The 13,545-nt window shown below is 64.2% G+C and carries 15 protein-coding genes; 5 read left to right on the top strand and 10 right to left on the bottom strand.

Annotation, left to right across the window (positions count from 1 at the left end):
* Positions 1–15: 15 nt before the first annotated feature.
* Positions 16–1,083 (bottom strand): aldo/keto reductase, encoded by a 1,068-nt coding sequence (locus A6B35_RS18005; protein WP_006206059.1) that lies wholly within the window; start codon positions 1,081–1,083, stop codon positions 16–18.
* Between the two features lie 131 nt (positions 1,084–1,214).
* A complete protein-coding gene (locus A6B35_RS18000) occupies positions 1,215–1,682 on the bottom strand; it encodes a hypothetical protein (RefSeq protein WP_006206058.1) in 468 nt (155 codons plus the stop codon).
* Between the two features lie 411 nt (positions 1,683–2,093).
* Here A6B35_RS18000 and A6B35_RS34565 point away from each other — a divergent pair, with 411 nt between their 5' ends.
* Positions 2,094–2,258: a DUF1127 domain-containing protein gene (locus A6B35_RS34565; protein WP_006206056.1), complete on the top strand. Its 165-nt coding sequence runs from the start codon at positions 2,094–2,096 to the stop codon at positions 2,256–2,258.
* Positions 2,259–2,317: 59 nt separating this feature from the next.
* Here the strand turns inward: A6B35_RS34565 and A6B35_RS17995 are convergent, their stop codons facing one another.
* Positions 2,318–2,824: a DUF1993 domain-containing protein gene (locus tag A6B35_RS17995; protein WP_040584065.1), complete on the bottom strand. Its 507-nt coding sequence runs from the start codon at positions 2,822–2,824 to the stop codon at positions 2,318–2,320.
* A 124-nt stretch (positions 2,825–2,948) separates the two neighbouring features.
* Between A6B35_RS17995 and A6B35_RS17990 the strand changes: the two genes are divergently transcribed.
* Entirely contained in the window at positions 2,949–3,995 is a 1,047-nt protein-coding gene (locus A6B35_RS17990) for a DUF1176 domain-containing protein (RefSeq protein WP_006206054.1), read from the top strand.
* A gap of 22 nt (positions 3,996–4,017) precedes the next feature.
* On the opposite strand, the gene A6B35_RS17985 is transcribed toward A6B35_RS17990, so the two are convergent.
* The 7 genes from A6B35_RS17985 to A6B35_RS17955 are packed head-to-tail and all read right to left on the bottom strand — an operon-like array spanning position 4,018 to position 10,373.
* Positions 4,018–4,914 carry an alpha/beta hydrolase gene (locus tag A6B35_RS17985; protein ID WP_006206053.1) on the bottom strand — a complete coding sequence of 299 codons (897 nt, stop codon included), beginning with the start codon at positions 4,912–4,914 and terminating at the stop codon, positions 4,018–4,020.
* A 32-nt stretch (positions 4,915–4,946) separates the two neighbouring features.
* On the bottom strand, positions 4,947–6,557 hold the full coding sequence (locus tag A6B35_RS17980; RefSeq protein ID WP_006206052.1) for an NTP transferase domain-containing protein: 1,611 nt from the start codon (positions 6,555–6,557) through the stop codon (positions 4,947–4,949).
* Complete coding sequence (locus tag A6B35_RS17975) at positions 6,554–7,258, bottom strand: XdhC family protein (RefSeq protein WP_006206051.1); 705 nt, start codon at positions 7,256–7,258, stop codon at positions 6,554–6,556. The genes A6B35_RS17980 and A6B35_RS17975 overlap by 4 nt, the downstream gene beginning before the upstream one ends.
* Positions 7,259–7,264: 6 nt before the next feature.
* Positions 7,265–7,603 (bottom strand): XdhC family protein, encoded by a 339-nt coding sequence (locus A6B35_RS17970; RefSeq protein ID WP_006206050.1) that lies wholly within the window; start codon positions 7,601–7,603, stop codon positions 7,265–7,267.
* A gap of 56 nt (positions 7,604–7,659) precedes the next feature.
* Complete coding sequence (locus A6B35_RS17965) at positions 7,660–8,910, bottom strand: vWA domain-containing protein (RefSeq protein WP_006206048.1); 1,251 nt, start codon at positions 8,908–8,910, stop codon at positions 7,660–7,662.
* Positions 8,911–8,914: 4 nt separating this feature from the next.
* Complete coding sequence (locus A6B35_RS17960; protein WP_006206047.1) at positions 8,915–9,844, bottom strand: AAA family ATPase; 930 nt, start codon at positions 9,842–9,844, stop codon at positions 8,915–8,917.
* Between the two features lie 34 nt (positions 9,845–9,878).
* Positions 9,879–10,373, bottom strand: coding sequence for a flavin reductase (locus A6B35_RS17955; RefSeq protein WP_006206046.1), 495 nt, complete (start codon positions 10,371–10,373; stop codon positions 9,879–9,881).
* A 181-nt stretch (positions 10,374–10,554) separates the two neighbouring features.
* On the opposite strand from A6B35_RS17955, the gene A6B35_RS17950 reads away from it, so the two are divergent.
* The 3 genes from A6B35_RS17950 (at position 10,555) to A6B35_RS17940 (ending at position 13,489) form a co-directional block, all read left to right on the top strand.
* Positions 10,555–11,625, top strand: coding sequence for a branched-chain amino acid ABC transporter substrate-binding protein (locus A6B35_RS17950; RefSeq protein ID WP_006206045.1), 1,071 nt, complete (start codon positions 10,555–10,557; stop codon positions 11,623–11,625).
* Complete coding sequence (locus A6B35_RS17945) at positions 11,625–12,662, top strand: P1 family peptidase (RefSeq protein WP_006206044.1); 1,038 nt, start codon at positions 11,625–11,627, stop codon at positions 12,660–12,662. The genes A6B35_RS17950 and A6B35_RS17945 overlap by 1 nt, the downstream gene beginning before the upstream one ends.
* A gap of 101 nt (positions 12,663–12,763) precedes the next feature.
* Positions 12,764–13,489, top strand: coding sequence for a DUF2259 domain-containing protein (locus A6B35_RS17940; protein ID WP_006206043.1), 726 nt, complete (start codon positions 12,764–12,766; stop codon positions 13,487–13,489).
* Positions 13,490–13,545: the final 56 nt, after the last annotated feature.

Below are 13,545 nucleotides of genomic sequence, written 5' to 3'. Positions count from 1 at the left end.
CTGAAAGCGGCCTGCCTACGGGCACGGGTTGCCGACGCGCTGGTGGATCGCGTCGACCGCCTTCTGCATCTCCTCGGTCCAGGTCACGTCGACAGAAGACAGTGCCATTTCGAGCTGCCAGATGGCGGTGGCGCCGATGATGTTGGAGGTGACGAAGGGTCGGCTCGAAACATAGGCATTGGCGAACAGCGCCGGCTCCAGACCGAACGAGCGCGCCAGTTCGTTATACTCGAGCTGTGCCTCCGCGGCATTCGGCGTCTCGTAGCGCTGACCACGGTTGAAAAGCTGCGAGCGAGAGCCCTGCGGCCGCGCGCCGTGGTCGTATTTGCCGGTCAGGTAGCCTTGCGCCAGTGGCGAGTACGGGAGCAGCGAAACCTGCTCGCGCTCGCAGACTTCGGCAAGGTTCACCTCGAAGGTGCGGTTGACGAGATTGTAGGCGTTCTGCACCGAAGCGACGCGCGGACCGATCCCTTTGTCGGCCTCGGCGATGAAGCGCATGACGCCCCAGGAGCTTTCGTTCGACAGGCCGAAATGGCGGATCTTTCCAGCCTTCACAAGTTCGTCGAAGACGGCGAGCGTCTCGGCGATCGGCGTCTCTCCTGTCGGGGCACCTAAAGCGTCGGCACGCGGCGCCACCGCCCCGATACGGTTCGGATTGGCGCCCCAGGGCACATCGCGCTCCGGCCAGTGGATCTGGTAGAGATCGATATAGTCGGTGCCGAGCTTGGTCAGCGATTTTTCAACCGCATCGAAAATATCGGCGCGCACCAGCTTCGACGGCCGGTCGCCGCGAAACCATGTGTTGGCGGTGCGGCCGACCACTTTCGAGGCAAGGATAACCTTGTCGCGATTGCCCTTGGCCTTCATCCAGCTGCCGATGATCTTCTCGGTACGGCCTTGCGTCTCCGCCTTGGGCGGGATCGGGTAGAGCTCGGCGGTGTCGATGAAATTGACGCCTCGCGAAAAGGCGAGGTCCATCTGAGCATGGCCTTCGGCTTCAGTGTTCTGCTGGCCCCAGGTCATCGACCCCAGGCAGATTTGCGACACAAGAAGATCGGTCCGGCCGAGACGGCGTTTGTGCATGGAATTTCTCCGGCGGGAGGCTTTGCGCGCGGCGGCGCGGGGGAGGACGCAGCAGCATAGAGCAAAGGAGCGCTGTTCTCCAAGCTCTTGCGGTCAGGCAAGGCCGAACTTTTGCGTGAAACTGAGGCGTATCAGCGCCTTGCGCCGGCCAGCGCGCGCCGCTTGGCCTCGTCGATCAGCATGTTGGCCACCTGCATGCGGATCATGGCGCGCGGGCGAAGATGCGGCGCGACACGATCGGGATGATTGGCGAAGGCAAAACTGCGGCGCATGCGGCCGAAATCAGCACCCTTTGCGGGCTGATCGAGGCCGAGTTCGGCGGCAATCGCTTCGGGATCGATCGGCGGCAGCTTTTCCGCGGGCATTGCTGCTTCGCCGGCGAGCGCGAGCTTTGCCTGGTCGAGCAAGGCGGCGAATTCGGCGGCGAGATCAGCGCCTGCTTCGCGATACTCCGCAGCGAACGTGTCGCCGGAGACCTTGATGCGGCCGGAATGAAGCTCGTCCGCCACCGACAGATAGTCGAACGGGATGGACGGCCGTGCACCGGCCTCCTCGCCCGCCTCGTCCTTGTCCGAGGCGACGAAGAGGTCGTCGAGCAAGGAGGCGAAATCCCGCTTGGCGCCGATGTCAGCCTCCCTTTGTGTTGAGCATGCGCATGCGATTGAGACGGTCGCACCTTAGAACCGGCTCGTTAAAAATGAATGCCATCGATCTTAACGAGTTTAGGCGTTCGCCAGGCTGACCACACACAAGTTTGCCTTCAGACGGCCCGAAATGAAAAGCCGGACTGCATTTTCATGCAGCCCGGAAGTTCGCCAGGAGTGGCGAGGAAAAGCCGGCCATGTACCGGCGACGAAGCGTACGGTCGTAAAGACCGAGAAGTTTCACGAAAATATCGATTATCACGAAAAAAATCGAAGCGACATGGCTGCCATGCAAATGCTGCACTGCACAATCTTCATAATTTGCCTATATTAGCGATTGTGGAGGATCAATAAGGGGCCTGATTCATGGGGTTCTTCACTGAAATGTTCGCCCGTCCGCGGCCGCAGGACCATCCGCGTTATCGCGCGGCACTGGCATTGCTGAACGCGATGAGCAATGCAGACCGCGCCGATATCGGCATCAAGCCGGCCGACTTTCCGCGCATCGCGCGCGAAATGTCCATGCGCTGAAAAAGGTCGGAGCATGAAGGTTTCCCGGTCGCTCCGGGAAACCTCAAAAGCCTGACCGCTCAACGATGTCCGAGGAACATCGCCTTGCTCAGCGGCACGCCATTGTGGCGCAGGATGTCGTAGGCGGTGGTCACGTGAAAATAGAAATTGGGCATTGCCAGATGCAGCAGATACTGCATGCCGGGCATCGAGATTTCGCGCTGGCCTAGCTTCAATTCGATCATCCTGTCATCCGAACCTTCGAATTCGGCAGGCGAGAACGACGCCAGCAGTTCGAGCGTCTTGGCGATTCGCGCCTGGAGGTCGGCGAAGCTCGCCTCATTGTCTTCGTATTTCGGCACTTCGCGGCCGGCGAGCCGCGATGGCGCACCCTTGGCATGGTCGGTGGCGATCTGCACCTGTCGCGTCAGCGCAAACATGTCCGGCGCCAGCCTTGAGGTCAGAAACACCTGCGGGTCGATCTTGCGATCGACCGCATTCTGCTCGGCCGCCGACAATATATCGGACAGCGCCTTCAGCCGGGCCGAGAACACCGCCACGGATGCTTCATACATCGATATTGTCACTTGAATCTCCTATGCGGCATGAACACCGACGGCGGCACGTAGCGCCTTCGGGCATGACATTTCAAGCGTCACCGCGTCGCCGTAATCGGCATGTTAGAATTTCGCCATCGACTGGAGATTCCCGATGAGAAGCGCCCTTTTCGCCGCGACCGCTTTCTTCTCCCTTGCCGCCATCAGCCAGACAGCCTTCGCCGAAGACGCGCCCTATGTCGACGACCGGTCGGACGCCGCTGCGGTCATCCGTTCGCTCTACAGCGCCATCAACCGGCATGAATTCGCCCGCGCCTGGGACTATTATGGCGATATAAAGCCGGCAAAGGATTTTGATACATTCGTCAAAGGCTATGACGGCACCGACAAGGTCGACGTCAAAACCGGCGCCGCCTCCAGTGACGGCGCTGCCGGCAGCATTTTCTACAATGTGCCGGTTGCCATCCAGGCCACCGACAAGAACGGCGAAGCAAAGGTCTTCGCAGGCTGCTACACGCTGCGCCAGGTCAACGCCCAGGCCCAGGAGCCGCCGTTCCGGCCGATCCTCATCGACAAGGGTGCGCTGAAACCCTCCACGGCCAATTTCGAGGACGCCGTGCCGGCAAGCTGCGGCGATGGCCCGCCGCCGAAGCAGGACACGGTGCTGGAACAGGCCAAGAAGGCCTTCGTCGCCACCTATGGCGACCAGTGCGACAAGCAGACCCCGGACGGCAAGCCGACAACAGAGCCGGATGCATACAGCCTGCACTACAAGGATGCGAATGCCGGCGCCGACGAACCCGAACGCGAGACGCGGCTGTTCCGCTTCTTCTGCTCGATGGCTGCCTACAATGAAAGCGCGGTCTATTACATCGCTGATGACGTCATGGGCGTCAGGCAGTTGCAGTTCGCCTCGCCGGAGCTCGACATCCGCTATGAAAACAACAACAGCGAAGGCAAGGTCGAGGCGGTCCACATCATCGGCTTCCAGACCGACGACCAGCTGGTCAATTCCGATTATGACGACAAGACCAGGACGATCACATCGATGAACAAATGGCGTGGCGTCGGCGACGCCTCGTCGACCGGCACCTATCTGTTTCGCAGCGGCAATTTCCCGCTGGTGCAGTATGACGTCGACGCATCCTATGACGGCGAGATCAACCCGCAGACCATTCTGGATTACAACACAGCGCCTTGAACGAGATCCGCGATGGCGCAGATCAAGGCGCCTTGGTGAGCATCCAGTTCAGCGTGCCGCGCCAGTCGGTCATGCGGATCGGCGTGCCGTGGGTGCCGGTCTCGAAGCGGACGAAGCGGGTCGGGTACGGATAGGCTTTCGATCTGGCGATGATGGAGCGGAAGAAAGCTTCCTGCTTTTCCACGGGAAATACCGGGTCCTTGCTGCCCTGGCCGAAGAAGACCGGCACATGGCGCCTGAAAGCGGGGCTCGACAAGAAACTCTCATCCCATAGCGAGCCGAGCAGCAGCAGCCCGTCGATGCGCCGGCCGGTGTCGTTGCGGGCGGCAAGCTTCCAGCACAGCGAGCCGCCCATCGAGCCGCAGGCGACGAAGATTTTCGCTGCCGGCGAGGCTTCGGCATAGTGGTCGATCAGCGCCGCCACCTGGGCAGCACCGGTGTCGCCGAAATCGGTGAAATCCGGGCTGAGATAAAGGCCGCCATTGCCGGCCATCAGGTTCTTGAGGCGATTGAAATTGCCGCCGAAGGTGAAGTCGTCAACGCCCTGTTTGCGGCTGCCGCCCTGCCCGTGCAGGTAGAGCACGATGATGCCGGCGCCCTCGGTCTTGCCGACGGCGATGTGCCTGACATCACCGGCGTCGGTCTTCAGCATCAGGTCCTGCTGTACCTTGCGCACGCCGGTGTCGGTGTACTGGGCATGCACCCGGCGCTCCGGCACCTCGTCACGGGCATTGATGTCGCGCATTTCGCGGTAGTCGATGACCGTGTAGGCGCCGTTGTCGGCGGAGGACAGCGTCGCCGGATAGGCGAAGAGATCGTCCTTGAAGGGTTTTAGTTCGAGGGCGTCGGCGTAAGCGCCAGACGCGGCAAAAGCCATCGCGGCCAGATAGAGACGGAGAAACTGCAAACGGATAGCCATGCCCAAGGCATGCGTTTTTCGGCTTCGGTTTGTCAATCCTGCAGCACGCCGCCGGCGCCTTCCAGCGCCTCGCGGGTGTCGACGTCGACAGCAGCCCCTTCGCCGATCTCGACATCGATCACATCGAGCCCCTCAGCCTCGACCAGATGGCGCGCACCTGTATCGCCTTCGAGATGTGCGATGGCCGGAAACAATGAACGCGGCAGCAGCACCGGATTACCGCGCCTGCCATCATGCGCGGCGCGCACCACCGAGCGGCCGCCGGATCTGCGGAAGGCGTCGATCAGCCCGTCGAGGTCGGCCGCCGAGACGCCTGGCATGTCGCCAAGAACGATCATGGCGCCGGCCGTATCGCCCGCAACCCGGGCGATACCGGCCTTCAACGAAGAGGACAGGCCGTCAGCGAAATCCGGATTGTCGGCCAGCGTGACATCGAGGCCCAACATAGCCGCGCGCACCCGCTCCTGCTGGTGGCCAGTGACGACGATTGTGTTCGCTGCCATCGAGCCCAGCGCGCGCTCGGCGGCGCGGCGCACCAGCGGCTTGCCGTCGAACAGCGCCAGGAGCTTGTTCGGCCCGCCCATTCGGCTGGAGCGGCCGGCGGCCAGAAGCACGATATCGACCTTCAACTCGGCTCTCGCCGGCAGCGGCTCGCGCGGCTGCGGCCGGGTCGGGATCTCCATCAGCAGCCCGCCGACACCCATGCCGGCGATGTCGCCGGCCGTCACGTCGAGCCCGGCGATCAGCCGGTCGAGCACCCAGTCAAAACCGTTTTCCTTGGGACTGCGGGCGCAGCCCGGTGCGCCGATGACGCGTTTGCCGTCAAGCGTGCCGAGCACCAGCAGATTGCCGGGATCGACGGGCATGCCCGCGCGGATGACGGTGCCGCCAGCCTGTTCGATCGCTGCCGGAACGACATCGGCGAAGTCGCTCATCGCCGAAGCGCCGAAGATCACCACCATATCGTTGTCGCGCGCCAGCGACGCCGCTGCCTCCGCGACCGGCGCGATTTCGTGCGGCGTGCGGCGCTCGGCCGTCAACCGTCCGCCGGAGCGTGCCAGCCGCGCTTCGGTGACGCGGAGCGTCTTGTCGAGCACGCTCGACTTGATGCCGGGCAGCACGGTCTGGATGACGCCGACGCGCACCGGCCGGTAGGCATTGACGGCGAAGATCTCGCCGCTGGCGCAGATCCTTGCCACCCTATCGACCAAAGCGGTTGCCACGGCGAAGGGAATGATCTTCACCGTCGCCACCATCTGGCCCTTCTCGACCGGCGCGTGCTGCGCCAGCGTGGCGATGGTGATGGTCGGGTCGACGGCATTGATGGCATCGACCATCGCCGCGTCGACGGTGAAGACACCGGCCGTCTCGGCATGGAGGTTGACCCGGCCGGTCGCGGCGGGCTTCGCCTCGATGTTGCGATGGCTCATGCTAGCGGCGATCATTTCAGCCGCCGCATCCTCGCCGAGATCATCGGCGGCCAGCACGGCTGCAACAACCTCGGTGATCCCGGCGGCCTTTAGCGCCGACACATCCTCGGCGCTCAGCCTATGCGCCTTGCGGAAGCGCCGCTCGCCGGCCGTGGTGGCGTGCGCCAGCACCGCGCCTTCGGCCTGATCGATCGGGACCGGACCGAATTTCACGCCACCGCGCCTTTGCTTTCCAGGCCGCGCGAACGAAAAGCATGAATGGTCTGGGCAAGGATGGCGACAGCGATCTCCGCCGGGCTCGCAGCACCAATATCGAGGCCGATCGGCGCGTGGATGCGGGCGATCTGGTCGGCACTCGCGCCCAATGCCAGCAAGCGCTCGACACGCTTGGCGTGCGTCTTGCGGCTGCCAAGCGCGCCAACATAGAAGCAGTTGGCGTCGAGTGCCGCCTTCAGCGCAAAATCGTCGATCTTCGGATCATGGGTGACGGCGGCGAGCGCCGTGTAACTGTCCAACGGCTGGCGCGTCAGCACATCCTCTGGCCATTCGGCAGAGAGCGCAACGTCGGGAAAGCGGTCCGGCGTGGCGAAGGCGGTGCGCGGATCGATGATCTCGACCGGATAGCCGGCGATCCTCGCCATCGGCGCCAGGGCCTGGCTGATATGCACGGCGCCGACCACCACCAGTCGTGGCTGCGGCAGATGGGCGTTGAGGAAGAAGGTCCGGCCTTCCGCCTCGACAGAACCCGAATTGCCGGTCCGAAACGCCCTGTCGATCGCCACTCCGAGGTCACCGGCGACCTGGTCGCCCTCGCGCACGATGCGGTCGCGGCCGTCACCGAGGTCGGTGACCAGGATCGCCGCACGGCGGGCGCGGCGTTCGGCATTCAATGTCTTGAGCGCGTACGGATCCATCGGAGGTCAGCCCAGGCGTTCCACATAGACCTTGATGCGGCCGCCGCAGGACAGGCCGACCTGCCAGGCGGTCTCGTCGGCGACGCCGAACTCAAGCATCTTCGCCTTGCCTGAGCCGATGACGTCGATCGCCTCGGTCACCACCGCGCCCTCGACGCAGCCGCCCGAGACGGAGCCGTGGAAATTGCCGTCTGCATCAATGACCAGATGGCTGCCGACAGGACGCGGCGCCGAACCCCAGGTCTCGACCACGGTAGCGATGGCGACATCCTTGCCGTCCTTCATCCAGCCCTCCGCGATGATCAGGGGATCGCGGGCCTCATCGAGATAGATGCTGTTTTCCATAATCACTTCTCTTGAAGTCTGTTTTTCTCTGGAAGTCTGTTTTCGCATACATATGGCTATGCGGCCCGCCGCGCGCCAGCATCCAGCCAGCGGCGCGGATCGACCGAGCCGGCCGACTTCTTGTCCAGCGAGGCGCAGAGATCGGCCAGCGCATCGAGGTTGTGCACCGAGCGGAATTCATCGACATGCGGCAGCATCGCCTTGACGCCGCGGGCGCGCGCCTCGAATCCGTCGAAGCGCAGCAGCGGGTTCAGCCAGATCAACCGCCGGCACGATTTGTGCAGACGCTCCATCTCCTCCGACAGGCCGGCGACGTCGTCGCGCTCCAACCCGTCGGTGATCAGAAGTACCACCGCGCCCTGCCCCAGCACGCGGCGTGACCACAGACGGTTGAACTCGGCCAGCGTGTCGCCGATGCGGGTGCCGCCGGACCAGTCCTTCACTGCCGCCGAACAATCCGCGAGCGCGGCATCGGGATCGCGATGGCGCATCTGCCGCGTCAGATTGGTCAGCCTGGTGCCGAAGACGAAGGCGTGCACGCGCCGGCGCTTTTCGGTCAATGCATGCAGGAAATGCAGGAAGATGCGTGTGTACTGGCTCATCGATCCGGAAATATCGGCCAGTACCACCAGCGGCGGATGGACCTCGCGGGCGGAGCGGAATTTCGGCAGGATCAGCTCGCCACCGGTGCGCGCGGCCGAGCGCATCATGGCGCGCGGATCGACACGGCGGCCATGCGCATCGGCCTTGAAGCGGCGTGTCCTGACCATGTCGAAGGGCAACCGCAACTGAGCGATCGCCTTCTTGGCATCGGCCATCTCGGCGGCGTCCATCTGGGCAAAGTCCTTGCCGCGCAGCACCTCGTTGCCGGAGAAGGTGAAACGGGCGTCGACCTCGATCTCCGGGATTTCCTGCACCGGCTGGTTCTTCTGATGACCCTCGAACATCGCCTGGCTGACGCGGTTCTCGGCCGCGCGGGGCTTTTGCTTCTCTTTGTTGTCCGGTGCCACCGGCGAAAACATCGCCAGCATCTTTTCGATCAGCTCGCGCGATTTCCAGAACAGCCGGAAGGCTTCGTCGAAGGTCGGATGATCCTCATGCCTGGAGACCAGCACGGCATGCAGCGTCCAGTAGAAATCGTCGCGCGACCCGATGCCGGCGGCGAGCACCGCCTCGATGGCATCCTTGACCGAGGCCGGCCCGACCCGCATGCCGGCCTTGCGCAAGGTGCGGGCGAAATAGACGATGTTGTCGGCGATGCGCCCGTCCACTATCGCCTCTCCGGGATCGGGACGCGGCGCCTTCATTGCCTTACTCCGCCGCCGCGAGCTCGGCCTTGACCTCGTCGAGGATGCGCCGGCCCTCACCCGCACCGATGCGGGCAATGTCGTCCTGGTATTTCAACAGCACGCCGATCGTGTCGGACACGGTTTCGGGATCGAGCGCCACCTTGTCGAGTTCGGTCAGCGCGCCGGCCCAGTCGATGGTCTCGGCAACGCCCGGCGCCTTGAACAGCTCGACCTGGCGCAGTTTCTGGATGAACGACACCACTTCGGCCGAAAGCCGGCTGTTGGCCTGCGGCACCTTCCTGTGCACGATCTCCAGCTCGCGCTCGGCATTGGGATAGTCGACCCAGTGGTAGAGGCAGCGCCGCTTCAGCGCGTCGTGGATCTCGCGGGTGCGATTGGTGGTGATGATGACGATCGGCGGCTCTTCCGCCCTGATCGTGCCGAGCTCCGGCACCGTCACCTGGAAATCGGAGAGTATCTCGAGCAGGTACGCCTCGAAGGCCTCGTCGGTGCGGTCGAGTTCGTCGATCAGGAACACCGGGGCCGCACCCGCCTTGCCGGTCAGCGCGTCGAGCACCGGGCGGCGGATCAGGTATTTTTCGGAGAATACATTGCGTTCCATGTCGGAGCGCACGACCTTGCCGGCCGCCTCCTCCATGCGGATCTCGATCATCTGCGCGGCATAGTTCCACTCGTAGACGGCGGAAGAGACGTCGAGCCCTTCATAGCATTGCAGGCGGATCAGCCGGCGGCCGAGCGCCTGCGCCAGCACCTTGGCGATCTCGGTCTTGCCGACGCCGGCCTCGCCCTCGAGGAACAGCGGCCGCTGCATGCGCAGAGAGAGAAACAGAACCGTCGCCAGCGACCGATCCGCCACATAGTCCGCGCCGGTCAGGAGATCGAGCGTCTCGTCGATCGTCCGCGGCGCCGGGCGCGGTTTCAGCTCGGTCATCCTGTCTCCGTGGCTGCGGCCCATCCAGAGCCCTCTAGAGCGCGCGGTAGGCGCGGTCGTGATAGATCAGCGGCCGCAAATTATCGCCGATGCGCAGGCCTGTCACCTTGCCAAAAAGCACACGGTGGGTGGCCAGATCCTTGGTGTCGAACAGCTCGCAGTCGAACACGGCGAGCGCACCCTTCAAGGTCGGCGCGCCGGTCGAGATGACATCCCACTCGCCGAGCGCGAAACGCTCCTCGACCGGCAGGCCGGTGATGCCGGAAAACCCGATCGACAGCGGTTCCTGGTGCGAAGCCAGCGTATTCAACGCGAATTTGCCGTTTTTCACGAAAGGCTCGTTCTTGGGATTCTCACGGTTGAGGCAGACAAGAACCGTTGGCGGCGTGTCCGACACCGAACAGGCAGCGATGACCGTCGCACCACGCCTGCCGGCGGGGCCGTCTGTGGTCACCACATGGACGTGGCCGGCAAAATGCGCCATCGCGTCGCGATAGGCCTGCGGCCCGATGTCATTCTTCTTCAGCACTGATGATTTTCCACAAGTCGAAACCCGATCGTTATATATGGCGGCATACGGCATGCCACAAGCGAAGTGCTTGACCCACATCCCGAAATTCGCGTGTTGCACCCGGGACGAGCAGCCTTTAGGTCTTGGCGGGAAGAGGCGCCGGGAGCATGCATCCGGCACGGAGGAATTCTTCGTCAGAATGCGACCCTGGACAGCGACGATAGCGGCACTGCTCTGGCTTTTCCCTGCAGGTGTCAGCGCCCAGACACTGCTTGTCGGCGTCGCCGCACCTCTGTCTGGCCCGTCTGAGATCCTCGGCAAGCAGATCGAGGCCGGGGCCAGCCTTGCGGCCGAGGCGAACGGCGCCGAAATCAAGACGGTCGACGATGCCTGCACGGCCGACGGCGGCGCTGCCGCCGCACGCAACTTCGCCGCCGCGAAAGTCAGCGTGGTCGTCGGCTTTCTCTGCACCGACGCGATCGAGGCGGCGCTGCCGATCCTCAAGGACGCCGGCATCCCGGTCATCACCATCGGCGTGCGCACCGAAAGCCTGACCGACCGGCGCGCCAAGACCGGCTGGCCGGTCTATCGGCTAGGCCCGCGCGGCGACGACGAGCGCAATGCCGTCGCCACCATCCTTACCAAGCTCTGGCAGAAGGAGCTTTTCGCCATCGTCGACGACGGCACCATCTACGGCCGCGAGATCGCCGAGACGCTAAGGGCGGCAGCCGAGCAGGCAAGGCTGAAACCGGTGTTCGTCGACACGTTCCGGCCGCAGCTCGACAACCAGATCGGGCTGATCGGCCGGCTGAAGAAATCCGGCGCAACGCATGTCTTCGCCGGCGGCGACGGCGACGACATCGCCATCATGGGCCGCGATGCCGGCAAGCTCGATGCCGGCATGACCTTTGCCGGCGGCGAAAATATGCGCACGCCGCCGGGCGACGTGCCCTATGCGGCGGGTACGCTGATGATCGCCCCACCCGAATGGGTCGATGTCGCCGATCCCAAGGTGCTCGAGGCATTCGCTGCAAAGAGTATCATTCCAGAAGGCTACGCGCTGCCCGCCTATGCGGCGGTCGAGATCGCCAGGGCGGCCGTGGCGGCGGCCGAGACCTCCGGCAAACCGCTGGCGGAGATGCTCACCGCGCATGACTTCACCACTGCGATCGGGCCGGTCCGTTTCGACGAAAAGGGCGATCTCAGCCAAAACCCCTACCGCGCGTTCCGTTTCGACGGGACACGTTTTGTGCCTTTCGAGACGCAGTGATGTTCCGCACCGGCCCGCGCAACCTGATCACCGATGTCGCCGGCCTGCGCGTCGGCAACGCCGCCGACGCCAGGCTGAAGTCGGGCGTGACCGCCCTGCTTTGCGACGAACCGGCGGTGGCGGGCGTACAGGTGCTGGGCGGCGCGCCCGGCACGCGCGAGACCGACCTGCTCGAGCCGCAGAATTCCATCGAGGCGATCCATGCCGTTGTGCTCTCCGGCGGCTCGGCCTTTGGGCTCGATGCCGCATCCGGCGTACAGGCGGCCTTGCGCGAGAGGAACATCGGCGTCGAGGTCGGCGGCTTTCGCGTGCCGATCGTGCCGGCTGCGATCCTGTTCGACCTGCGCAATGGCGGCGACAAGGACTGGGGCCGCTATCCGCCCTACCGGGAGCTCGGCTACGAAGCCGCCCAGGCCGCCGCGGCCGACTTTGCTCTCGGCACGGCCGGCGCCGGCACCGGCGCGCTGACGCCGGGCCTCAAAGGCGGACTCGGTTCGGCTTCACTGCTGCTGGAAAGCGGCGTCACCATCGGCGCGCTCGCCGCCGTCAACCCGACCGGCTCGGTGACCGTCGGGCGAACCCGCCACTTCTGGGCGGCGCCTTTCGAGATCGGCGACGAGTTCGGCGGGCTTGGCTATCCCTCGCCGATGCCGGAAGACGCAAGACGGATCCTGTTGAAGTTCCGCGACCGCAAGTTCACCGGCAAGGATAGCGACAGGCAGGCGGAGACCGGCGGCAACACCACCATCGCCGTGATCGCTACGGACGCCGTCCTCTCCAAGGCCGCCGCCAAGCGTCTGGCGATATCGGCGCATGACGGCTTCGTGCGCGCCATCTGGCCGACACACACGCCGGCCGATGGCGATCTGGTGTTCGCTCTGGCGACCGGCAGGAGCGGCATTGCGCTTTCAGCCGACGACGCCATCGATCTGTACGCCGCGGCCGGCGCCACCATGGCGCGCGCCATCAGCCGCGGTGTGCATGCAGCGACGCCGGCCGACGGCGATCTGTTTCCGGTCTGGTCGTCGCGTCAATGACAATCGACCTCGAGATGGATGCATGGCCTTCAGGTAGCACGACGTTTTGATTGTCTCGTGATAGGGAAGAAAACGTGCCTGGCTGTGCAAATGGAGAGCCAATGCGAACCCTTGTCCTGTTTGCCGTTTGCCTGCTGGCCCAATTTGCGACCCTGGTTGCCGTGCGTGCCGGTGACGTCGCCGAGCTTGAGATCCTCGGTTTCACCAAGGATGGCGGCGTCTTCGCCTTCGAAGAGTATGGCGTCCAGGACGGATCGGGATTCCCCTATGCCAATCGTTACTACATCGACATCAATGACGACACATTCCTGAAGGGCACGCCGATCAAGGTTCGGCTCGACGACGAGAACGCCACGCTCGAGGCGGCGCGGCTGCAGGCCCGCCAGAAAGGCGAAGCGATCGTCAGCCAAGCGGAGCTCACCGCCAATCGCGGCATCACCGCCGGCTTCAACCCGGTGACCGAACTCTCGGTCGATCCGTTCCGCATGGTGGTCAATCCACGGCCGATCTTCTCGCCGGTCGACCCTCCGCTCGAATTCCGGCTCGACGAGATCGCCAGGAACGACACCGAACGCTGCCAGAGCCTGGGTGAGATCAACGGCTTTCGCCTGCTGCGCATCGAGGCGAAGGATGGCGGCCAGACGCATCTGCTGCATGAAGACAAATCCATCCCGCAAAGCCGCGGCTGCCCGAACGGCTACCAGATCGGCGCGGTACAGACATTCTCGCTCGACAGTCTCAGCGCCTACGCCGTGCTGATCGCCGTGCGCCAGTATGGCTTCGAAGGGCCGGATTTTCGCTGGATCGCGGTGACCGGCCGCCTGTGACACCGCTTCCTCAACCCACCATGCGCACTCCCACCCGAGGCCGTCTGCGGAGCGCC

The organism is Mesorhizobium amorphae CCNWGS0123, from assembly GCF_001686985.1.
GTDB classification, from domain to species: Bacteria; Pseudomonadota; Alphaproteobacteria; order Rhizobiales; family Rhizobiaceae; genus Mesorhizobium; species Mesorhizobium amorphae.
Note: the sequence above shows the minus strand (reverse complement) of the source record. Positions and strands in the feature narration are given on the sequence as shown.